Origin of the sequence: Bacillus sp. AFS018417 (genome assembly GCF_002560985.1) — a bacterium.
In the GTDB taxonomy this organism is placed as follows: domain Bacteria; phylum Bacillota; class Bacilli; order Bacillales; family Bacillaceae_G; genus Bacillus_A; species Bacillus_A rhizoplanae.
In genome coordinates this window covers 1-24,061 of the sequence record NZ_NTTM01000046.1, presented here as the reverse complement: position 1 = coordinate 24,061, position 24,061 = coordinate 1, and the positions used below count along the sequence as shown (strand labels likewise).

Sequence of the window (24,061 nt, the reverse complement as noted above, 5' to 3'; positions counted from 1 at the left end):
TCTCTCTTATTAAACGTATATGTATTATAGAAAGGATGGGAAACGTGATTGACCTGCATTGTCATATTTTACCCGGTGTTGATGACGGGGCACAAACAATAACAGATAGCATAGCAATGGCTAAAGCAGCAGTAGCAGAAGGAATACATACGATTGTGGCAACACCTCACCATCAAAATGGAAGATATGTCAATGAGCGCACGGATATTCTTCATCAGGTAAAACAATTAAATGCCCTATTAAAAGAAAATGATATAAATTTAACGGTTTTACCAGGTCAAGAAGTTCGATTATACGGTGACTTACTAACAGACTATGAAGCGAACAAAATCGTCACATTAAACGAAACAAACACATACATACTCATCGAATTCTCGTCTAATCATGTACCGCGCTATGCAGAACAAATGCTGTATGAATTACGAGTAAAGGGATTAATCCCAATTATCGTTCATCCAGAGCGCAACGCAGAGTTAATCGAGCACCCTGATAAGTTATACAACTTTGTTAGCAAAGGAGCACTTACACAAGTAACAGCAGGCAGTTTACTTGGCAACTTCGGTAAAAAAATTAAAAAATTCTCAATGCAACTCATCGAACATAACTTGACGCATATGATTGCATCTGATGCGCATAACACAACAACACGCGGATTTCACTTACAAGCTGGTTATAATGTCATAGAGAAAGAATTTGGTACTAGCATACTTATGGATTTTAAAGAAAATCCATATCTATTAATAAACGGAAAAAGTGTTTATAAAGAAGATCCAGAACAAATTCGCCGTAAGAAACTATTCGGTATCTTTTAATATGTATATGGTAATGTCTCCTAACCGTTATCAATGGAGGCACTCGGCCTTGCTGTGGGTAGAAATTTCATTTCAACCTACCTTAGACGCATGTCGTCAGGAGCAGGGCGTGAGGATGGGTTAGATGCCCAAAATTATTTTAAAAACTCTAGCTATAGAGTTGTGCATAAGGACGCTATAGCTAGGGTTTTTACTATTTAAATATAGTTATAAATATACATACAAATAAAATGTGTCTGGGGGAACTGACAATGAGACAAGTAAAAAAAGCAATTATTCCAGCAGCTGGACTTGGAACAAGATTTTTACCAGCTACGAAAGCAATGCCAAAGGAAATGTTACCAATTGTCGACAAACCGACAATTCAGTACATCGTAGAAGAAGCAATAGAATCAGGGATTGAAGACATTATTATCGTAACAGGAAAAGGAAAACGTGCGATTGAAGATCATTTCGATCATTCCTTTGAACTAGAACAAAACTTATTAGAAAAAGGGAAGTATGACATGCTTGAAAAAGTACAAGCATCTTCCAAAATTAACATTCACTACATAAGACAAAAAGAACCAAAAGGATTAGGACATGCAGTATGGTGTGCGCGCAAATTTATTGGAAACGAACCATTTGCCGTATTACTTGGTGATGACATTGTCCAAGCAGAAACACCGTGCTTACGTCAATTAATGAATGAATATGAAGTAACGAAAGCATCTGTAATCGGTGTGCAAACAGTACCAGAAAACGAAACACATCGCTACGGTATTATCGATCCAACTGAGCAAAATGGCCGCCGTTATCAAGTGAGTCAATTTGTAGAAAAGCCAGCACAAGGAACAGCGCCATCGAACTTAGCGATTATGGGCCGTTACGTCTTAACACCAGAAATCTTCATGTTCCTAGAAAATCAGCAAACAGGTGCGGGCGGAGAAATTCAATTAACAGATGCGATTCAACGTTTAAATGAAATTCAACGAGTGTTTGCATATAATTTTGAAGGGACACGTTACGATGTTGGGGAGAAGTTTGGATTTATTAAGACAACAATTGAGATGGCACTTCAGCATGAGGAATTAAAAGAAGAATTGATGAAATATATGAATGGATTAGTACAGAAAGAGACTGTACATATATAGAAGGAAAAGTATTTTGTGCTGCCGGTATATGTGTATAACATAGGGAAAATAAATAATTTAGCTGTAGCTCCTTTAAAGTGAAGAGGAAGAATTTGTATTTAAAAATCATATAAAGAAAGGAACATGTATATTGAGTTATCCAAAACGGCTCTCATTATTAATTTTCTTAGATTCATTTATTGTTTTAACTGCCGTGTACTTAAGTTATTGGTTTATACATCCGAATGCATTAAGTGATGTTCCGATTACATTAATCATTAGTTCGATTACATTACTTTGTAGCCATCATATTTTTGCATCCATTTATAAGTTATATAGCAAGGCTTGGGAGTATGCGAGTATTGGAGAATTAAAACACATATTTAAAGCAGTTACTCTTTCTATTATAGTAACAGCAATTGTACAAGAAATTATTAATCAAGATATTTATGTTCGTATTTTGGCAATGGCATGGATGCTTCATCTGTTGTTAATTGGTGGTTCACGCTTTGTTTGGCGTATATTTCGTGATACATATATGGCAAAGAATACAAAGAATACAAACAATATAAATAAAACACGAACACTTATTGTTGGAGCAGGTGCAGCAGGAACAATGGTTGTAAGACAGTTACAACAAAATAAAGAAGCTGATTTATATCCAGTCGCATTTGTAGATGATGATAGAAATAAACAGCGATTAGAAATTTATAATGTACCGGTTGTAGGTTCAACAAAGGATATTGAAAGAGTTGTAGAGCAATATAAAATTGAACATATTATTATTGCTATTCCTTCTTTAAATAGAAAACAAGTGAATGAAATTTTTGAAACATGTACAAAAACAAAAGCAAAGACACAAATTGTGCCGATGCTAGAAGATCTTTTAGATGGTAAGGTCTCTGTAAATGAGTTTCGTGATGTACAAGTAGAAGACTTGTTAGGAAGAGAACCAGTTCAGCTAGACGATGCAGGCATTGGAGAAAAGATCACAGGAAAAACCATTTTAGTAACAGGTGCAGGTGGATCTATTGGTTCTGAAATTTGTCGTCAAGTTATGAAGTATAAACCAGCAAAAATTGTTCTTTTAGGACATGGTGAAAATAGCATTTATCATATTGAAATGGAATTGCGCACGAATTATAAAGATGCAGCTGAAATTACGACAGAAATTGCTGATGTACAAGATCGGAATAAAATATTTGAAGTAATGAAAAAGCATCAGCCATTTATTGTATACCATGCAGCAGCTCATAAACATGTTCCTTTAATGGAGCGTAATCCAGAGGAAGCTGTGAAGAATAATATTATTGGTACGAAAAATGTAGCAGAAGCAGCCGATACGTTTAAAGTAAATACGTTTGTTATGGTTTCTACAGATAAAGCGGTAAATCCAACAAACGTAATGGGTGCGACAAAACGTGTTGCAGAAATGGTTGTCCAGCATATGGCTATGGTAAGTAAAACACGATTCGTGGCAGTTCGGTTCGGAAACGTACTCGGAAGCAGAGGAAGCGTAATCCCACTATTTAAAAGACAAATTCAAAAAGGTGGACCCGTGACGGTTACACATCCGGAGATTACCCGCTACTTTATGACCATCCCAGAAGCGTCAAGACTTGTGATCCAAGCGGGTACGTTAGCTAAAGGTGGCGAGATTTTTGTGTTAGATATGGGAGAACCAGTTAAGATTGTAGATCTAGCACAAAATCTAATTCAACTGTCAGGTTATTCTGTTGAAGAAATCGGGATTGAGTTTAGCGGCTTGAGGCCGGGCGAGAAAATGTATGAAGAGCTACTAAATGAGAATGAAGTGCATCCGGAGCAAGTGTTCCCGAAAATTCATATAGGAAAAGCTGTTATGATGGAGCTGGATATTATTCAGCAGTTTATAGATAATTTTGAGCAGATGAATCAAGAGAGTATAAGAGAGACTTTATTAGGGTTTGCGAATAATAAAGTTGCGGTAAAAAGTTGAAGAATGGGAACTGATATGATCACGACCTATTTTGATTATGTATTTAAATTGAAACAGAATTTATTTCAGAATTAATAAAGGAAGGAAGTCTTTGAAAATGAGAGAAAGAATATTCCTCTCATCGCCACATATGAGCGATGAGGGTTATGAAATGCAATATGTTAAGGAAGCTTTTGATACGAATTGGATTGCACCTCTTGGAGAAAATGTGAATGGATTTGAAAAAGAACTGGCTACGAAGGTTGGTTCTAAAGCTGCTGCAGCATTATCTTCTGGAACAGCTGCGCTTCATATGGCTCTTAAGGCGTCGGGAGTAGGAGAAGGGGATATTGTTTTTTGTCAAACACTGACGTTCTCAGCTACAGCAAATCCTATCATCTATCAAAATGCCACTCCTGTTTTTATAGATAGTGATTATGAAACTTGGAATATGTGTCCTAAAGCACTGGAAGAAGCTTTTGAGAAATATCCAAATGTAAAGGCAGTAATAGTAGTTCACCTTTATGGTCTTTCCGCGGATATGGATAGAATAGTTGAATTGTGTAAGAAACATAACGTTACTTTAATAGAAGACGCTGCAGAGTCCCTAGGTACTTACTATAAAGATAAACATACTGGCACTTTTGGTGATTATGGCATCTTCTCTTTTAATGGAAACAAAATCATCACTACTTCTGGTGGCGGCATGCTTGTTTCTAATAATGAAGAGCGGATTGCGAAGGTAAGATTTTGGGCTACTCAAAGTAGAGATCAAGCAAGACACTATCAACATAGCGAATTAGGATTCAATTACCGTATGAGCAATGTAGTTGCTGGAATCGGTAGAGGACAACTTAAGGTATTAGATCAGAGAGTTCAGAAGAAAAGATATATTTTGGAGTTTTATAAGAGAGAACTAGGGGATCTTGAAGGTATTCAGTTCATGCCTAGCAATGACTGGAATGAACCGAATTATTGGTTAAGCTCAATGACTTTAAACGGTAAGGTTCGACCAATTGATATTATGGTAGCACTTGAAAAAGAAAACATTGAATCCAGACCAATCTGGAAGCCAATGCATATGCAACCGTTCTTTGAGAAGTATGACTTTGTTGGTACAGATGTATCGGAAAAACTGTTTGAGAACGGTGTTTGTTTGCCAAGTGATACGAAGATAACGGATGAGGATTTGTCGAAGGTTGTAAAGATTATTAAAGGGTTGTGGTTAGAGTAATGAAAAATTCTAAAGGTGGCATCTATAGAAGGTTCGTAAAAAGGTCGATGGATTTTATACTATCTTTGATCGCTATTATGGTTCTCAGCCCAGTATTTTTGGTAGTTGCTATCCTTGTAAGAGTTAAGCTAGGCGGTCCAGTGCTTTTTAAACAGAAAAGACCTGGTCTTAATGAGAAGGTTTTTATGATGTATAAGTTTAGGACGATGACGGATGAAAGAGATGAGAATGGACAACTGCTTCCTGATAGTGTGAGGCTTACGAAATTTGGAAGGTTCTTGCGTTCTACATCTCTTGATGAGCTTCCTGAACTTTTCAATATTCTTAAAGGCGATATGTCGATCATAGGACCTAGACCTTTACTGGTTCAGTACCTATCATTATACAATGAACATCAAAAGCGTCGTCATAAGGTTAGACCCGGATTGTCTGGTTTAGCGCAAGTAAGTGGTAGGAATGCTATTAGTTGGGAAGAGAAATTTAATCTTGATGTGGAGTATGTAGATAATGTAAGCTTCACCGGAGATTGGAGGATTATCCTTCTAACTATTAAAAAGGTTTTTGTTAGGGAAGGTATTAACTCAGAAACTGCTGCAACTATGGAACCATTTAGAGGAAACAAAAGAGGAAGAGTAGAGCTATGAAGAACAAACTTATCATAATAGGCGCTAGTGGTCACGGGAAAGTTGTTGCTGACATTGCGTTAAAAATGAATAAATGGCAGAGCATTGCCTTTTTAGATGATGACGAAAGCGTCAAAGCATCAATGGGGATAGAAGTAATCGGTAAATCAGCGGATGCCTGTAAGCATATAGAGGATTGTGACTTTTGTGTAGGTATTGGTAATAACGCTACACGAGAAAAGATTCAGGAGAAGCTTGAAGCTGAAGGTGCAAGTATACCTACTTTAATTCACCCTACTGCTGTTATTGGAGAACAAGTTAAGTTGGCATCAGGTACCGTAGTTATGGCTGGAGTTGTGATTAACTGCTGCACTACAATTGGGAAAGGGTGCATTATTAATACTGGTTCTACAATAGACCATGACAATATAATTGAAGATTATGTTCATATATCACCAGGGGCACATTTAGCTGGTACGGTGAAAGTTGGATGGGGTACTTGGTTAGGTATTGGTAGTATAGTAAGCAATAATATTAACATCACTAGTGGCTGTAAAATTGGTGCCGGTGCAGTTGTGGTTAAGGATATAACTGAACCTGGAACCTATGTAGGGATTCCGGTGAGGAGAGTTTATAGAATATGAATGTCTTATTTTTAACCCTTTTAGATTTTTCAACAATTGATGAAAATGGTATATACACTGATTTGATGAGAGAGTTTGTAAAGAATCACCATAAAGTATATATTATTTCTCCAACAGAAAAGAGGAAACAACAACCAACGAGGTTGATTGATAAGGGAAATTATAAAATATTAAAACTACAAATTGGGAACACTCAAAAAACTAATATGTTTGAAAAAGGCATTTCAACCCTTACTTTAGAATCTAAATTTTTAAGGGGCATTAAAAATTATTTTTCAGATATTAAATTCGATTTAGTAATTTATTCAACACCGCCAATAACACTTCAAAAAGCAGTTGAATATGTGAAAAAAAGAGATAATGCAAAAACTTATTTATTGTTAAAGGACATTTTTCCACAGAATGCAGTAGACCTTGGTATGATAAAGAAAGCAGGAATTAAAGGTCTGTTATTTAAGTACTTTAAATCTAAGGAAAAAAGGTTATATAAGATATCGGATTATATCGGATGCATGTCACAGGCTAATGTAGATTTCTTATTACAGCATAATCCTGAAATATCTCCAAATATTGTTGAAGTATGTCCTAACAGTATAGAACCGTTAACGATAGAGAAAGATGCGAGAAAGATAAAAGAGGTTAAGAGTAAATATAAAATACCACTTGATAAAACAGTTTTTATTTATGGAGGGAATCTGGGAAAACCACAGGGGATTGATTTCTTGATTGAGTGCCTAAAGGCCAATAAAGATAATGACCAGATTTACTTCGTTATAGCTGGATCAGGGACAGAGTTTACTAAACTTAAAACTTTTTTTGACAGTGAAAAATTAACTAATGCACAGTTATTTGCTCAATTACCAAAAGAAGATTATGAAATTCTAGCAAATTCATGTGATGTCGGGCTAATATTTCTTGATAAGCGATTTACAATACCAAATTTTCCATCAAGACTTCTTTCATATATGCAGGCTTCAATGCCTATCTTGGCAGCAACTGATGTAAACACTGATATCGGACAGGTTACTGAAAAAGGTGGATTTGGTTTTTGGTGTGAGAGTAGTGATATTGAGCAATTTAATAAAAAAGTACAGCAATTATGTAATATAGAATTAAGAAAGCATATGGGTATAAACGCTAGAAAGTATTTAGAGGATAACTATACAGCAAGGCATTCATATGAAATAATAATGAGTCATTTTAAATAACATGAAAAGAGGTAAGTACATGTTTAAGGATAAAATTTTACTAATAACAGGTGGCACCGGTTCTTTTGGTAATGCAGTTATGAAAAGATTCCTAGATACTGATATAAAAGAAATCCGTATTTTCTCACGTGATGAAAAAAAGCAAGATGATATGAGAAAGCTTTATAAAAATGATAAATTAAAATTTTATCTTGGGGATGTAAGAGATTTAGCAAGTGTTAAAAATGCTATGCATGGTGTAGATTATATCTTTCATGCTGCTGCGTTAAAACAAGTTCCATCGTGTGAGTTTTTTCCACTAGAAGCTGTGAAAACTAATGTTCTTGGAACAGACAATGTACTCACTGCTGCTATTGAATATGGTGTTAAAAAAGCGATTTGTTTATCTACAGACAAAGCAGCTTATCCAATTAATGCAATGGGAATTTCAAAAGCAATGATGGAAAAGGTTTTTGTTGCAAAATCAAAAACAGTATCTCCAGACAGAACACTGATTTGTGGCACAAGATATGGTAATGTAATGGCCTCGCGTGGATCGGTTATCCCATTATTTATCGAACAAATTAAAAATGGACAGCCTTTAACAGTAACGGACCCTAATATGACAAGATTTCTTATGAGCTTAGAAGAGGCAGTCGAGTTAGTCGTATTTGCTTTCCAAAACGCTGAGGCAGGAGATATTATGGTTCAAAAATCCCCTGCAAGTACAATTGGTGACCTTGCACAGGCTATAAAGGAACTGTTTAATGTTGATAATGAGATTAAAGTAATTGGAACGCGTCACGGGGAAAAACGTTATGAAACGCTTCTTACTAAAGAAGAATATGTAGTTGCAGAAGATTTAGGTGGTTTCTTTAGAGTGCCTGCCGATCAAAGAGATCTTAACTATGATAAGTATTTTGCAGAGGGGGATCAAAAGCTCACCACTGTAGAAGAATATAATTCGGACAACACACAAATCCTTAATATGGAACAAATTAAAGAGAGATTACTAGAATTAGATTATGTTCGAAAAGAACTTGAGGAATGGAATAAAAATACTTACGTAACAAACTAAAGGATGGTAATAATTCATGAATATTCTTGTTACAGGTGCAAAAGGTTTTCTCGGAAAAAATCTTGTCGCTGAACTTAGAAATAGGGGATACAATAATATATTTGAGTTTACTAGAGAAAGTGATCCTACATTGCTTGAAAAATATACAAAAGAATGTGATTTTGTCTTTCACTTGGCGGGTGTGAACAGACCAAAAGATGAAAATGAATTTATGGAAGGTAATGTTGGATTTACATCTCAATTACTAGAACTATTAAAAAAACATGGCAATAGATCTCCTGTACTTATTACTTCATCGATTCAGGCAGAAAAAGATAATCCTTATGGAAGAAGTAAAAAGGCAGGAGAGAAGTTATTATTTGATTATTATAAAGAAACTGATGTAAAAGTTTATGTATATAGACTTCCAAACTTATTCGGTAAGTGGAGTAAACCTAATTATAATACTGTGGTAGCTACATTTTGTCATAATATAGCTAGGGGCTTGGATATTCAAATAAACAACCCAGATGTAGAACTTAATCTTTGCTATATAGATGATGTGTTAGATGAGTTTTTAAGAGCTTTAGAGCATAAAACGACTATGCAGGGTGATTACTGTGTTGTGCCTGTAACACATACAATTAAACTTGGAAAATTAGCGGATCTTATAAAAAGCTTTAAAGAAAGCAGGACAAATTTAAGTATTCCAAATATGGAAGATTCCCTAGCTAAGAAGCTATATAGCACTTATTTAAGCTTTTTACCGGAAGACAAGTTCTCCTATGATCTAAAAATGAATAGGGATCATAGAGGGTCATTTACAGAGTTTATTAGAACATCTGAAAGAGGGCAAGTTTCTATAAATGTATCAAAGCCAGGGATTACAAAAGGAAATCATTGGCATCATACTAAAAATGAAAAATTTTTAGTAGTTAGTGGCGAAGGGTTAATCCGATTTAGAAAACTAGATTCAGACGATATTATTGAATATAGAGTAAGTGGAGAAAAGTTGCAGGTTGTAGATATACCTACTGGATATACTCACTCAATTGTGAATGTAGGGGAAAATGATCTTGTAACAGTAATGTGGGTAAATGAATGCTTTGATCCAGAAAAACCGGATACTTACTTCTTGGAGGTATAAATCATGAAGAAATTAAAAGTCATGACAGTTGTTGGAACTAGACCAGAGATTATTAGACTATCAGCTGTAATTAATAAATTAGAAGAATCATGTGCAATAGAACATATTCTTGTTCATACAGGACAAAATTATGATTATGAATTAAATGAAGTGTTTTTTAAAGATTTTAATTTAAAAAAACCAGATTACTTTCTAAATGCAGCTACTGGGACTGCAGTAGAAACTATTGGTAACATCTTAGTTAAGGTAGACCCTATTATGGAAGAAGTAAAACCAGATGCCTTTTTAGTGCTTGGAGATACGAATAGTTGTTTGTGTGCTATTGCTGCAAAGAGAAGACATATTCCGATTTTCCATATGGAAGCAGGAAATAGATGCTTTGATCAAAGGGTGCCAGAAGAAACTAACAGAAAAATTGTTGACCATACAGCTGACATTAATTTAACTTACAGTGATATTGCAAGGGAATATCTCCTTAGAGAAGGTTTCCCAGCAGATAGAATTATTAAAACAGGAAGTCCGATGTTTGAAGTTCTCAACTCAAGAAAAAATGATATTGAGGAATCAGATGTATTAGAAAGATTGGGGCTTGAAGAAGAAAAATATTTTGTAGTGTCAGCTCACAGAGAAGAAAATATTAATTCGGAAATTAATTTTCTAGATTTAGTAGATAGTTTGAACGCAATTGCAGAAAAGTATAATATGCCTGTGATTGTAAGTACACACCCTAGAACTAAAAATATGATTGATGCTAAAGGAGTAGAGTTTAATCCGTTAGTAAAAACGCTGAAACCTTTAGGGTTTAATGATTATGTAAAACTTCAAATTAAATCTAAAGCAGTTCTTAGTGATAGTGGAACGATTAGTGAAGAATCTTCTATTCTTGGATTTAGGGCTTTAAATATTAGACAAGCTCATGAAAGACCAGAGGCAATGGAAGAGGCATCAGTTATGATGACAGGTTTACAGAAAGTGAGAATTTTACAAGGGTTGGAAATATTGGAAACGCAAGAAAAGGGCACCTTAAGAAATGTATCAGATTATAGTATGCCTAATGTATCAGACAAAGTGTTAAGGATAATATTATCGTATACAGACTATGTGAATAGAGTTGTTTGGGGGAAGTAGAGTGAAAAAAAAAGTTTTAATTATGGCAGGCTATTATGTCCCAAGCATCAAAGGTGGCGGACCTATACAATCTATTAAGAATTTAGTAGATAACCTAGCAGATAAAATTGATTTTTATATAGTTGCGGCTGATAGAGATTTAGGTGATGAGAAGCCTTTTGACAATATAAAAACCGATGAGTGGTTGCAGGTGGGAAAGGCAAAAGTATTTTATACTAACTTTTCCAAATTAACATGGCGTAAAACTGCTGAGATAATTAACAGTGTTAATTATGACATGATTTATTTAAATAGCTTTTTCTCATATAAACATAGTACTGTTCCTATTCTGTTGAGTAAAATGAAAAAAATACCTCAAAAGCCTATTGTTATTGCTCCAAGAGGTCAGTTCTCGCCAGGAGCACTAGATTTAAAAAGCGGAAAAAAGAAAATATATATAAAAATGACAAAAGCTTTAGGTTTATATAAAGGGATAAAATGGCATGCGACAGCAGATACAGAAAAAAAAGATATAGAAAAGGTATTTGGTAATGTAGAAAAAATTACTGTTGCTAATAATTTAACTGCAAACTACAGCGAACTCAATTATAGTAAAAGCGTAGAAAAAAAGAAGGGTGAACTAAAGATTGTATTCGTCTCAAGAGTGCATCCTAAAAAAAATCTTAAAAAGGCAATTGAATTTCTAAAAGACATTGACGGTAAAATTGAATTTAATATATATGGACCGCTAGAAGATAAAGTTTATTGGTCCGAATGTGAAAGAGTAATAAAAGATTTATCGGAAAACATAAGGGTTTCATATAAAGGCATAGTAAATCGTGATCGCATTATGGATGTTTTTAGGGAAAATCACGTATTTCTTTTTCCAACATTAGGAGAAAATTTTGGGCATGTTATATCTGAAGCACTTGTTGGAGGTTGTCCACTTATTATAAGTGATCAGACACCGTGGAGAAAATTAGAAGAATTAGAAGTGGGCTGGGATATAAGTTTGAAGGATGAGAAAAGATTTATAGAAGTATTGCAGCATTGTGTAGACTTGGATAACAAAGAATATATGGTATTTTCTGAAAAAGCTTTTAAATATGGAAAAAAGGTGTCAAACAGTAAGTTGGACATACAGCAGACTTATAATTTATTTGATGGTAACACTTTTTAGACCTGTCAGCTATTGATATGTATGACTATTTTTGTCAGTACGTATTATATCGAATGTTCTGTACGACAAAGGATGGACTTGTACGGTACAACGTGTGTTGTGGAAAAGGTACTGAGAGGATACTAAGCCTGCCATCTGGACAGATAATAGAATACAAGGGAAAGTACATCATCCTAGTTATAGATGATGTACGATCCAATATAGTCAATTAATTAAAAATGTCTTGGAAGAGCATATAAATAGCCTCATGAGAGCATGTCTCTCGCCTTATTAACCAGGCTTAATTGAACAATTGTAGAAGTGGCTTAGGGAGTAAGTCATTACAACAAACCCCATATGGCACATGTGTTCAGCAAGTAGCGAAAAGCATTCCAGCTTAATTCCTAGCTATGTCGGTAGTTGTGCTACAGTGCTTTAGTCTTTGCTGGTTGTTATATGTCGAAAAATTGCATTGTTTATTAAATGATTCGTAATAAAATGTTTTGTCGGTTGGAGCATCCTTGTTTCAATATCTGTTCCTCAAGAAGCTGTTTATTGTGGTCCGGGGAGACAATTTTCACTTCTTTGAATAGATGAATGGGGGAGAGCTTTCATTCTAAGCCAAATCTACGAATTTGGCTTTTTTGGCTGGGAATCGCTTGATGTAACTGTTAAGGAGAAATGAACACTTTTTCACTTAAAATGCTGAATAAGATTGAATGCTATTTTCTAGTAGAAATGTGCACCTTATCTGGAGAGGTAGGCCAATTTAGCTGAGACAGATTTTTTGATATATTTGGCTTTATGGCACATGGTCTTACCCGTAGAGAGAGGCTCCATGTAAAGTGTTTGGAGTTAATTTCTTACGTATATTTGGTGAAACGACGGAAAAGGGTTTAGCATTCACTTCTATAGTTCGCTTTTTTATAGCATTGAAAGCGAGAAAGGTAAAAATCATGTTAAAAAATCACATCGTTGCATACATTATTTGGGTATTCGTCAAAAGTGTACAAGAGCCAGAGTTATCAGGAGGTCACACTTAAAAGGAATTTGTTCATTTTAAGTAATGAATATATGCTATAAAAGGCAAATATTCTAAAAAATATAATGGCATAATTCCATCATATTTATTTTAAAGGCGAGGGTGTTTTATTTTGACAATTGAACAAACTTTAGAATTAAAAAAAGAAATACCAAGAAATTATGTGAAAGCCGGAAGCTCACGCTTGATAATATTAGCAACTTTTTTATTGTCACTTTTTTCTATAATACCTTTTTACAAATCATTTACTGAAGTTCCATCATTATATTTCATGAAATATTTAACCTTTGCTTTTTTTGTTTTAGTATTAGCTTTACAAAGAAGAGAGGTAAAGTTGGATTCAATTTCCATTTTAGCGATATACTTCATAACAATTTTCGGAGCGATTAGCTTTTTTAATATTGAAAGTAGAGCAATACCCGCAACTGCATTATACTTAATAATAGGTATTAGTATCGCCTTGTGTACGGAATTGTTTTACAAGGGCATAAAACCAGAAGTCTTTAATAAGATGATTTGGACAATCTTGATTGCTATTTCGGCCTTTGTTTTAGTCCCATCTTTGGAACAATCTATGCTTTCATCTGCATACTATGTTTCGACAGAAGGGCGCTTCAGATTCAATGGTGTATTCAATAACAGTAATGAATTAGCACGGTTTTGTTTACTCGGACTATTAATTAGTCTAAGGATGTTAAGCATAAAAAAGAAACGAATTGTAACAATGTTTTTATGGTTTAATATAGTTGCTAGCTCATATATTATTTATTTAACAAATTCTAGGACAAGTTTAATAATTGCTGCTTTAGGAGTTATTATTTATATGTTTATCCACATGTTCCTAAGGTCGAAAAAGCTAACCCTACTACTGCTTTACTTTATTATATTAATTTTAGCAATAGTATTAGTATCTAAAGCGTATAGTGTATTTTCTGTAGCAGGTTTTCAGGGGATTAACGAATTGTTAAGTGGGCGCCTGGACTCATGGAAGCCTGTTTTTAATCAAAATTTTACTGATATACTTTTCGGAGCAGGTACTGTAAGAGAAGGTTTAGCATCCTCGGTTGTATTGGTGAATGGTTATATTGAAATAATTCAATATTTAGGGTTGGTAGGTTTAATATGTTGGATTCTATTCATTGGCAATATGTTGATAAAAAAAGCTATAATTATTTTCAAGTCACCTACTAAAAGTCAGATACAAGGATTAAGCATAATTATACTTTTTATGGTTTACTACCTCTTTGAAGGAGGTTTAGTATCAATTGGAAATATTGCTAGTATATACTTCTGGATAGAATTATCACAAAGAGGCAATTAATAGCCTAAATTTGTTGCTAAAGGAAGTTTGTAATGAATCTTATAAGAAGTTTAAAAAATAACCAATGGTCAGGAGTTATATCCTTAGGATTAGGAACAATTATTGCACAATTAATAAATGTAATTATTCAACCAATTCTTACTAGATTACTTAGCCCTGAGGAATTGGGCATATATACATTTATTATTTCAATGTCCACTTTAATTATTCCTATCGCTTCTTTAAAGTTAGAGCTGCTTATTGTAGCTGAGAAGGATGATGAAATTGCGGAACTGATAACAGATATAAGTATTCTAGCCGTTTTTGCAGTATCAATAATATATCTTTTATTTATATCTATAATGCTTTTTTGGGGACACAATTCGTTCAGTGAAATAGGGATATATTCATTAGTAATCCCAATAGTAGTTTTGGTGAATGGGATAAGGTTTGTTTTTATAAGTCACAATAATAGATACAAAAAGTATTCTTTAATATCTAAGGTGGGCATTTTAAGAGAGTTGGTAAGGGGCTTTATACAAACTATTTCAGGAATTATTGGTGGAGGAGTATTAGGACAAGCTTTGGGGTACGGTTTATCACCATTGTTTGGATTAAGAGTACAAGCTAAAGATTATATTGATAAATATAAGAATAGGAAGAAGATTAAGAAGAGGGATGTTCTCGCGTTAATATCAAAAAATAAAAAACATATTCTTTACCTAGTTCCATCTCAATTTATTAATTCACTTTCTTATACACTAATAACTTTATCAGTAGTCAATTTATCTTCTACTGCTGATGCGGGATACTATTCAATATCTGTAATGGTACTAGGGGTCCCTCTTATGTTAATTTCTAGTAATGTTAGTAGAGTTTTTCTTCAAAAGTTTGGGGAAGATCTGAGAAAAGGAAAATCAGCTTGGAAAATCTTCAAATCAGTTATAGGTTTATTGGGAGTATTATCAATATTGGGGTTTTTGATACTAGCATTTATTGCCCCAAGTCTTTGTGAATTTATATTCGGTGTAGGCTACCACAAAGCTGGTGAATTTATCTCCATATTGAGTTTTATGTATGCCTTTAGGTTCATTGCTCTATCACTTAATGGTACATATGTAGTATTCAATAAGCAACATTTTGAGATTATATCTAATATAGTTATGGTGATATTTGGTTTAGCTGCGTATTTTGTGTCTTTAATGTTTAAATTCAATATTTACCAATATCTTACATTCGTGAGTGTAACATATGGTATGATTTATCTTTTTGTTATAATTAATTATGGTAATTTATGCAAAAATCATGATAAAGACAACACCCTAATAAATAATTAGAAGAGGTGTTCAAATATAAACAAGTGACAGATAAGTCCTTTTTAATGATTATACTAAAATAGTTTTATTTGTAAGAGGGGGATACAAAGTGCAAATAGCAATTGCAGGAGTGGGCTATGTTGGTTTATCAAATGCAGTACTACTAGCCCAACACAACAAAGTGATAGCATTAGATATTAACCAAGATAAAGTAGATATGATTAACAATAACAGGTCTCCGATAATTGATAATGAGATTGAAGAATATTTAGCAACAAAAAAACTAAATCTAACCGCAACAACAGACAATTATAAAGCTTTTAAAGATGCAGAGTATGTTATTATCTCTACACCAACCAATTATGACCCTGAAAAAAACTATTTTAATACAAGAACAGTTGAAGCTGTGATTGCCACTGTTTTATCCATTAATCCAGAAGCCATAATGGTAATTAAATCAACAGTCCCAGTAGGTTATACAGAGAAAGTAAGAGAAAAGTTTGAAACAGATAATATTATCTTCTCACCAGAATTTTTAAGAGAAGGTAAAGCTTTATATGATAACTTATATCCTTCACGTATAATTGTCGGTGAACAGTCTGATAGAGCCGAGACATTTGCTAATTTGTTGGTTCAAGGAGCTGTTAAAGAAGATATTCCTGTGTTATTTACAAATTCAACTGAAGCAGAAGCAATTAAACTATTTGCTAACACATATCTAGCCATGAGAGTGGCCTTTTTTAATGAACTAGATTCATACGCAGAAGTAAGGTCGTTAGATACAAAACAAATTATTGATGGTGTTGGATTAGACCCGAGAATAGGTAATCACTATAACAACCCTTCCTTTGGTTATGGTGGCTACTGTCTGCCTAAAGATACGAAGCAGTTATTAGCAAATTATGCGGATGTTCCTAATAATATAATGACAGCAATTGTTGATGCAAATAGAACGAGAAAAGATCATATTGCGGAAATGATTATAAGGAAAAATCCTAAGGTTGTAGGTATCTATAGACTTACCATGAAAATGGATTCAGATAATTTTAGACAGTCAGCTATTCAGGGGGTTATGAAGCGTACTAAGGCAAAGGGTATAGAAGTTGTTGTATACGAGCCAGCCCTTCATGAAGAGACCTTCTACAATTCTAGGGTAATTAATGATCTTGAAGAGTTTAAAAGAGTTTCAGATGTGATAGTGGTTAATAGGTTATCAGATGATTTGCGTGGAGTAGAGGATAAGTTGTATACAAGGGATTTGTTTAGTAGGGATTAATAAAAGGAACTAAGGGGCATAAGATCCTTTTTTGTGTATCCGTTATTTTTGGGATGGTATTAATCATTTATCTATCATATCAATCAGATACAAAGTCTAATGAGCTGAGTACAAGAATAACAGAGGTTATAATTGAAAAAATAGAAAAAATCGCTCCTAATACGGAGTTTGATATAAGAGTCTTCAATCACATCGTTAGAAAAAATGTCCATTTCTTTATCTATTTAGTGCTTGGGGTGTTAGTGATAAACGCTTTGAGGAGAAGTGGCAAGCAGGGATAATGACGTATGTGATTGGCTTTGCTCATTTCTGTGCTGTAGCTATATCAGATGAAACGTGCCAATTATTTGTCCCGGACCGAGGTGCTCAGGTTAAGGGTGTTCTCATTGATAGTTCCGGTGCAAGTGTTGGTATTGGTGTTTATTTGTTGTTTGCTAGGTTAAAGAAAAATAATGCTACCTGCTAAGTGATTGGCTTAGCGGGTGTGTTTTTTTGTTCTCAATATAGAAGATACAAGGTATTGAAGATTAGAGGCAACCTAGTGTTAGACTGCTGTTTTATAAAATTTTAAATTAGCAACGAAAATAGGGGGTAAGCGAAGTTATTATTGACTTCGCTTATTTATTAAGGTGATAAACATGATACTAATAATAGGCGGTGCAGGTTACATAGGCAGTCATATTGTGAAAGAGCTTATTTCACAGCAACATCGTATTGTTGTATTAGACGATTTATCGACAGGCCATCGAGTAAGTGTAAATCAACGAGCTATTTTTGAAAAAGGTGATTTTCGAAATCCTGATGATTTAGATCGTGTGTTTTCACGTTATAGTATTGAAGCTGTTATGCATGTTGCGGCGTATGACGTAATTGGGGTGCGGTTACTATTAAAAAAAATGTTGATGCACCAAGTGTACAATTTTATTTTTTCGTCTGAGTTACCTTTTTTAAGTATGTCTTATAAAGATCAAATAAAGGAAGTATACACGCCGTATCCTTTTATTTTTCAAGGGAATTCTAGCCTAGTGATAGAGCAACTGTTAGAAGATTTTTATAAGGCATATGATTTACATTATATATCGCTGCGTTATTATAATGCAGTAGGAGCTAATTTAGAAGAAGGAATTGGTGAAGATCATCAGCAGGAGACACATCTTCTACCGAGAATTTTGTTGCATTTACGAGATCAAGAAGAACAACCTTTTTTTGTGAATCGTAGTTATGATACAGAAGACGGAACGTTTGTAGGAGAGTATCTTCATGTTATGGATGTTGCGAGAGCGCATGTAGTAGCTTTACATAGTCTTCTTCAGCATGATAAGACAAATGAACGGTATAATATAAGTAATGAAATTGGATGTTCTGTCAGGGAATTGATAGAAAAATGCGAAATTATAACTGGTAAAAAGATGAATATATCGTATAATAGTTCTAGTTCAACTGATTTATCTATAGTAGTATCATCAGCAAATAAAATTCATCGAGAATTAGGGTGGAAAGCGTTATGCTCTATTGACGAGGCGATTCATTCTGCTTGGCTGTGGCATAAACGGTTTCCAAGTGGGTATAAGCATAAAGAATTAGTTTATAAATAGAGAGAGGGTTAGAGAGATGAAAAAGAAAATTTTATTCTGGATTCTCGGTATCATAGGTGTTCTCGTGGTTGGAGGAGGAGCTTATGCATATCATATTTATTCCAATGTATCGAGTACATTAGATGCAGTTCATAAACCATTAGACCGTGATAAGTCAGAGAAGCGTGAAGAAAAAATAGATGTAGCAGATCAAAAACCTATTTCTATTCTACTAATGGGTAGTGACCAACGAGAAGATGAGGTTGGCCGTTCGGACTCTTTAATGTTATTTACTTTAAACCCAAAGACAAAGTCGACGAAAATTGTAAGTATTCCACGTGATTCTTATACAGAAATCATTGGTAAAGGGAAGAAAGATAAGATTAACCATGCGTATGCATTTGGTGGAGTTGATATGGCTGTGAAAACAGTGGAAAACTTCCTTGATGTTCCTGTTGATCATTATATTGAAGTAAATATGGAAGGATTTAAGGATATCGTAGATGCTGTTGGTGGTGTAGATGTGAATAATGACTTAGATTTTACATCAGATGGTAAGCATTTTGCAAAAGGGAATATTCATTTAACAGGTGATGAAGCATTAGCATATACACGTATGCGACATGAAGATCCACGCGGAGATTTCGGTCGTCAAATGCGCCAGCGTCAAGTTATCCAAGCTGTAATTAAAAAAGGTGCGAATGTATCGTCTCTAGCAAATTATGGTGATGTGTTAGCTGCGATTCAAAAAAATGTGAAGACAAGCTTAACACAGGAGCAAATGTTTGATATTCAAAAAAATTATAAAGACTGCATACAAAACACTGAAGAAATCCAAATTCCTGGTGATGGTCACAAGGCTGAAGATGGTATTTGGTACTACTTTGTAACGGATCAAACACGTAAAGATATCTCTAATAAATTAAGAGAACATCTTGAGTTACCGAAGAAATAACCTTTCAAACCCAACTATTTACCAATAGTTGGGTTTATTTTTGTATGCTTTTATACTAATATTATGTAGTATGAGATTAATAATGAGGTGAAACGCATGAATAAGAAAACATGGTTCGTGCTTTTGATTTTTGTATTGTTTGTTGCTTCTGTTGTGAGCGGTAAGTTGTATTGGAATAAGAAGGTTGCGAAGGCAACGCAGCAAGCGTATGGAGCGAAGCAAGGGACGAGTACGAAAGAGGGAGAGAAGCAAGTATCCTTTAATGAAGCGTATGCGAAGAATTTACCGGATGCGGTGAAAGAGAAGCTAAAGAAAGCTGCTAGTGAGAAGAAGGCGGTGAATCTTGTGATTGTTGGCGATGAAGCATCGTCGGCGACTAGTGCTTGGCCAGAAAAGTTTAAAGCAAACTTAAATGCCGCTTATGGTCAAGGTCTTTGGAATGTAACGGTTCAAGAGTATAAAGGAGAAAGTACAGAAGATCTTATTGCAAAGAACCGAGTGAAAGAAATTGCAGATCTAAATCCAGATGTTGTACTATTTGAGCCGCCTTTTATTACAGATAACACGAAAACAGGGAACGGTAATTCGGTAGCGAATACGCAAAAATTTGTAGCGGCACTGCAAGCAAGTGCGAAGGATACAACGATTATGATTCAACCGCCAAATCCAGTGTATGATGCGAAGAATTATCCGAAATCTATTGCTGCTTTGAAACAGTTTGCAGAGCAAAACGGTTATACATATATTAATCATTGGGAAGCATGGCCTAATCCAACGACAAAGGACATCTTACCATATTTACAAGATGAGTTCGGTTTCCCAAGTGCAAAAGGTTATGAGCTTTGGGCGCAGTATGTTACAAATTATTTTGTAGCAAAATGATAGGGAGTTTGAAAAGCTTAGTCATACCATTTAGTGAACTTTGTGCGTATGAAAAACAGAAATAAAAACCTGCGGAAGCACACAAAGAAATTAAAGATGAGAGAGGAATTGTCGTTTAATATATATTCGACAATCTCCTCTCTTTTTTTAATCAAACGTTTGTTTAAGAAAACAAGAGAGGAAGTATAAGGAAGACTGATGGAAGTTTCGCTTTATATATGATTGTGATAGAATTAAAAAATTCAAAATATTACATTATTTGTTGCAATCAAAAATAGAAATGTCAAACTATGTAATATAAATGTGAGAAATATCAGATGTCTGTTGAGATTTTTTGGAAAAATTTATATAATTTTATTATATAAATAATTCTATTAGAAGGAGATAAAAAATGTTACCAGAAACCGTTCATACCCCGAATAAAAAGAAAAAGTGGATTGTGGTAGGAATTATTGCTCTTATTGTAATCGTTGCTGCTGTAAATATTTTTATTATGCAGAGCAAGAAAAAAGGCAGCACAGCAGATGTGAAGTTTACAGAAGTAGCAGAACGCCAGCTGAATAATACAAAGTTAGTTTCTGGTCAAGTGAAACCAGGGAATATTGAAAGCTTCTATGCGGATATGACAAAAGGAAAAGTGAAAGATATTGCTGTAAAAGAGGGGCAAGAAGTGAAAAAAGGGGACAAGCTGTTCTCGTATGATAATGAAGAAATTAATTTGCAAATGCAGCAAGCAGAAATTGATCAAGAAATGGCTTCTATGCGCTATGATCAAGGACAGAAAAAGATAGATTCATTGAAACAAGATATTAAAAAGGCGAAAGATAGCGGAGCAGAGAAAGCGGTAATTGAGTCGTTAGAATCGCAATTAAGTGACCTCGAAATGACGCAAAAAGCAGCAACTCTTGAAAAGGAAAAAGGAAATCTCCACATCGAAGAGTTGAAGAAAAAACAAGGTGAACTTACGGTTTACAGTAATTTTGCCGGTGTTGTACAAAAGCTTGATAAAGATGCAACGCAAGGTTCCACGCAAGCAATGGGTGGCCAAGGAAAGCCATTTTTACAAATCGCCTCTAAAGATCCGTTCCAAGTTCAAGGAACATTAACGGAGTTACAAAAATCACAAATTCAAAAAGATCAAACTGTTACAGTGACAGCAAAAGCAGCACCAAAGAAAAAATGGACTGGAAAAATTACAGAAGTAAGTGAATATCCAACAAGTGCTGACGTTAATACACAAGCTATGACAGGCGCAGAAGCAGGACAAAATATGTCTTATTATACATATAAAGCAACGCTCGACTCACAAGATGGATTATCACCGGGATATCATGTATCACTGCAAGTGAATTTAGAGAATAGGAAAATGATTGCAGTTCCTCGTAAAAGTATCGTAGAGGAAAAAGATGATGCGTTTGTGTATGTAGAAGATAAAGGAAAGCTTCGCAAGCAAATGGTGAAGAAAGGTTCAAGTGACGGAGATTGGGTGGAAGTGCTTGAAGGCGTAACAGTAGGACAAAAGGTGGTTGAAAATCCTTCCGATAAAGTGTTTGACGGAATGGAAGTGAAGGAAAAATGATTACCTTAAACAATATTGATAAAACGTATTATCAAGGGAGCCTAGCTGTGCCCATTTTACATGATATTAGTTTAAAGATTGATAGCGGTGAGTTTGTTTCTATTATGGGACCGTCTGGATCGGGGAAATCGACGCTTATGAATATTATCGGTTGCCTCGATCGTCCAACAGAAGGCGAATATATGTTGAATGACGTGAATATTTTAACAGCAGACGAGTCAAAGTTAGCACTCATTCGAAATGAATATATCGGCTTTGTGTTTCAGCATTTTAATTTATTGCCTCGTCTTTCGGCAGTGGAAAATGTGGAGCTGCCGCTTATTTATGGCGGTATAAAGAAAGCAGAGCGCCGCGAGCGGGCATTAGAGGCACTAGGAAAGGTTGGATTAGCAGATCGCGTGCATCATTTGCCAAATGAATTATCAGGCGGGCAAAAGCAGCGTGTGGCGATTGCGCGTGCAATTGCGAACAACCCAACATTTATTATGGCTGATGAACCAACAGGTGCGCTCGACACGAAATCCGGTGAGCAAGTTATGAATATTTTCACTCAGCTTAATAAAGAAGGCACAACAATTGTCATGGTTACGCATGAAGAGGAAGTTGCTGCGTATTCGTCTCGCCGCATTGTGCTCAGAGATGGAAGAATTACAGAAGATAGAAGGTGGGCCGTATGAGTTTACTAGATAGTATGAAAATCGCGCTTTCTTCTATTCTAGCTCATAAATTACGCTCGGCATTGACGATGCTAGGGATTATTATCGGTGTTGGTTCTATTATTACTGTCGTTGCCATCGGACAAGGCGGGGAAGCGATGCTGAAGTCGCAATTTGCCGGTGCAGGTAATAATGTCATTCCAATTCAGTTTCAGGCGGATATCAATGATCCATTTGCAGCAGGAATGGGAGAACGTCCTGAATTAACAGACGAAGATATTTTGGAACTGAAACAAGTGCCAGAGATTGCTCATGTTGTTACGACAAATTCGAGTATGGAGCCGCTTGATATTAATGATAAAAAGGACATGACAAATATTATCGGACTTGATAGTGAATATTTTGCGGTCAATAAAATCAAATTGATTGAAGGCCGCTCTTTAAATGAAGGTGACGTTGAGCATGGTAATAACGTTGCGATGATTAGTACGAAAGCAAAGGATATGTTTTATTCGAAAGAAAATCCTGTTGGAAAAATTATTGAGTTAAAGGGCCAGCCACTGCAAATTATCGGGGTGTATAAATCTGATAATGAATTTATGGGCATGGGGATGTCGGAAATGTTAATTCCGATTTCCCTTTGGCCAACGTTATATGGAAAAAGTGAAATTCAAAATATTGCGGTGCAAGCGAAAAATGTGGATCAACTACAAGAGGCAGGGAAAAAAGCAGTTGGCGTTTTAAACGACCGCAAACCAAATGATATTCCAGGTAAATATGAAATCATTGATCTTGAGAAAATGAAAGAAAGCATCTCGAAAGTAACAAGTATTATGACGATGATTATCGGTGGTATTGCTGGTATTTCTTTAGTCGTTGGCGGTATTGGCGTTATGAATATTATGCTCGTATCTGTTACAGAGCGTACGCGTGAAATTGGTGTTCGTAAAGCGCTCGGGGCAACACGCGGAAAAATTTTGCTTCAATTCTTAATTGAAGCAGTGATGTTAACGCTTCTTGGCGGTCTTATCGGAATCGGCCTTGGTTATGGAGGCGCTTATATTGTTTCTGCCTTTGCGAAATGGCCACCGCTCGTTTCGTGGCAAGTTGTACTTGGAGGCGTTTTATTCTCAATGACACTCGGTATTATTTTCGGATTAATTCCGGCAAACAAAGCAGCGAAGCTCGATCCAATCGAAGCGCTACGCTATGAATAACAGAAGGTTTTTGTATATTTCTTTATAAAGTGAAACTTCCATCAGTGAAGGGGGCTTTATCCCTCACTGATGGTTAGTTGAACTAATCGGGCTTTTACGGGCAGTTATCCCCCACCCATCTTCTTTGCTTTTCTCTGAATCTTGAGGTGGGGGTCTTACTGCCCGTTAATGCGGGATAAAAAGAAGAACTCATGGATGACCCATGAGTGCCTCTTTCAATTACGC

At 35.1% G+C, this 24,061-nt stretch carries 20 protein-coding genes and 1 pseudogene; all 21 read left to right on the top strand.

The window, feature by feature from the left end:
• The first annotated feature begins 44 nt into the window (after nt 1–44).
• The 21 genes and pseudogenes from CN326_RS18330 to CN326_RS18225 all read left to right on the top strand — a co-directional run bounded on the left by CN326_RS18330 (nt 45) and on the right by CN326_RS18225 (nt 23,836).
• A complete protein-coding gene (locus CN326_RS18330; RefSeq protein WP_141525078.1) occupies nt 45–812 on the top strand; it encodes a tyrosine-protein phosphatase in 768 nt (255 codons plus the stop codon).
• Between the two features lie 251 nt (nt 813–1,063).
• A complete protein-coding gene (gene galU, locus CN326_RS18325) occupies nt 1,064–1,945 on the top strand; it encodes a UTP--glucose-1-phosphate uridylyltransferase GalU (RefSeq protein WP_098310413.1) in 882 nt (293 codons plus the stop codon).
• Between the two features lie 130 nt (nt 1,946–2,075).
• Nucleotides 2,076–3,902, top strand: a complete 1,827-nt coding sequence (locus CN326_RS18320; RefSeq protein WP_098310412.1) for a polysaccharide biosynthesis protein — start codon at nt 2,076–2,078, stop codon at nt 3,900–3,902.
• Nucleotides 3,903–3,999: 97 nt separating this feature from the next.
• On the top strand, nt 4,000–5,115 hold the full coding sequence (locus CN326_RS18315) for a DegT/DnrJ/EryC1/StrS family aminotransferase (RefSeq protein ID WP_098310411.1): 1,116 nt from the start codon (nt 4,000–4,002) through the stop codon (nt 5,113–5,115).
• The gene (locus tag CN326_RS18310; RefSeq protein ID WP_098310410.1) at nt 5,115–5,759 is read left to right on the top strand and encodes a sugar transferase; all 645 of its coding nucleotides are present in this window, start codon (nt 5,115–5,117) and stop codon (nt 5,757–5,759) included. The genes CN326_RS18315 and CN326_RS18310 overlap by 1 nt, the downstream gene beginning before the upstream one ends.
• Nucleotides 5,756–6,382 (top strand): acetyltransferase, encoded by a 627-nt coding sequence (locus tag CN326_RS18305; protein WP_098310409.1) that lies wholly within the window; start codon nt 5,756–5,758, stop codon nt 6,380–6,382. The genes CN326_RS18310 and CN326_RS18305 overlap by 4 nt, the downstream gene beginning before the upstream one ends.
• Nucleotides 6,379–7,590, top strand: a complete 1,212-nt coding sequence (locus CN326_RS18300; protein ID WP_098310408.1) for a glycosyltransferase family 4 protein — start codon at nt 6,379–6,381, stop codon at nt 7,588–7,590. The genes CN326_RS18305 and CN326_RS18300 overlap by 4 nt, the downstream gene beginning before the upstream one ends.
• 19 nt (nt 7,591–7,609) lie before the next feature.
• On the top strand, nt 7,610–8,647 hold the full coding sequence (locus CN326_RS18295; protein WP_098310407.1) for a polysaccharide biosynthesis protein: 1,038 nt from the start codon (nt 7,610–7,612) through the stop codon (nt 8,645–8,647).
• Nucleotides 8,648–8,663: 16 nt separating this feature from the next.
• On the top strand, nt 8,664–9,773 hold the full coding sequence (locus tag CN326_RS18290) for a capsular polysaccharide biosynthesis protein CapF (RefSeq protein WP_098310406.1): 1,110 nt from the start codon (nt 8,664–8,666) through the stop codon (nt 9,771–9,773).
• A 3-nt stretch (nt 9,774–9,776) separates the two neighbouring features.
• Nucleotides 9,777–10,901 carry a non-hydrolyzing UDP-N-acetylglucosamine 2-epimerase gene (gene wecB, locus CN326_RS18285; RefSeq protein WP_098310405.1) on the top strand — a complete coding sequence of 375 codons (1,125 nt, stop codon included), beginning with the start codon at nt 9,777–9,779 and terminating at the stop codon, nt 10,899–10,901.
• 1 nt (nt 10,902) lies between these two features.
• The gene (locus CN326_RS18280) at nt 10,903–12,060 is read left to right on the top strand and encodes a glycosyltransferase (RefSeq protein ID WP_098310404.1); all 1,158 of its coding nucleotides are present in this window, start codon (nt 10,903–10,905) and stop codon (nt 12,058–12,060) included.
• A 1,133-nt stretch (nt 12,061–13,193) separates the two neighbouring features.
• Entirely contained in the window at nt 13,194–14,402 is a 1,209-nt protein-coding gene (locus CN326_RS18270; protein WP_098310402.1) for an O-antigen ligase family protein, read from the top strand.
• Nucleotides 14,403–14,434: 32 nt separating this feature from the next.
• On the top strand, nt 14,435–15,718 hold the full coding sequence (locus CN326_RS18265) for a lipopolysaccharide biosynthesis protein (RefSeq protein ID WP_098310401.1): 1,284 nt from the start codon (nt 14,435–14,437) through the stop codon (nt 15,716–15,718).
• An 88-nt stretch (nt 15,719–15,806) separates the two neighbouring features.
• Nucleotides 15,807–16,973: a nucleotide sugar dehydrogenase gene (locus tag CN326_RS18260; protein WP_098310400.1), complete on the top strand. Its 1,167-nt coding sequence runs from the start codon at nt 15,807–15,809 to the stop codon at nt 16,971–16,973.
• A 53-nt stretch (nt 16,974–17,026) separates the two neighbouring features.
• Nucleotides 17,027–17,439, top strand: a pseudogene (locus CN326_RS25450) (VanZ family protein).
• A 172-nt stretch (nt 17,440–17,611) separates the two neighbouring features.
• On the top strand, nt 17,612–18,568 hold the full coding sequence (locus tag CN326_RS18250) for an NAD-dependent epimerase/dehydratase family protein (protein ID WP_098310399.1): 957 nt from the start codon (nt 17,612–17,614) through the stop codon (nt 18,566–18,568).
• 16 nt (nt 18,569–18,584) lie between these two features.
• The gene (tagU, locus tag CN326_RS18245; protein ID WP_098310398.1) at nt 18,585–19,502 is read left to right on the top strand and encodes a polyisoprenyl-teichoic acid--peptidoglycan teichoic acid transferase TagU; all 918 of its coding nucleotides are present in this window, start codon (nt 18,585–18,587) and stop codon (nt 19,500–19,502) included.
• Between the two features lie 96 nt (nt 19,503–19,598).
• Nucleotides 19,599–20,384, top strand: coding sequence for an SGNH/GDSL hydrolase family protein (locus tag CN326_RS18240; protein ID WP_098310397.1), 786 nt, complete (start codon nt 19,599–19,601; stop codon nt 20,382–20,384).
• A gap of 391 nt (nt 20,385–20,775) precedes the next feature.
• Nucleotides 20,776–21,963: an efflux RND transporter periplasmic adaptor subunit gene (locus CN326_RS18235; protein WP_098310396.1), complete on the top strand. Its 1,188-nt coding sequence runs from the start codon at nt 20,776–20,778 to the stop codon at nt 21,961–21,963.
• Nucleotides 21,960–22,640: an ABC transporter ATP-binding protein gene (locus CN326_RS18230; protein WP_098310395.1), complete on the top strand. Its 681-nt coding sequence runs from the start codon at nt 21,960–21,962 to the stop codon at nt 22,638–22,640. Before CN326_RS18235 ends, CN326_RS18230 begins: the two co-directional genes overlap by 4 nt.
• Nucleotides 22,637–23,836 carry an ABC transporter permease gene (locus tag CN326_RS18225; RefSeq protein WP_098310394.1) on the top strand — a complete coding sequence of 400 codons (1,200 nt, stop codon included), beginning with the start codon at nt 22,637–22,639 and terminating at the stop codon, nt 23,834–23,836. The genes CN326_RS18230 and CN326_RS18225 overlap by 4 nt, the downstream gene beginning before the upstream one ends.
• The last annotated feature ends 225 nt before the right edge of the window (nt 23,837–24,061 follow it).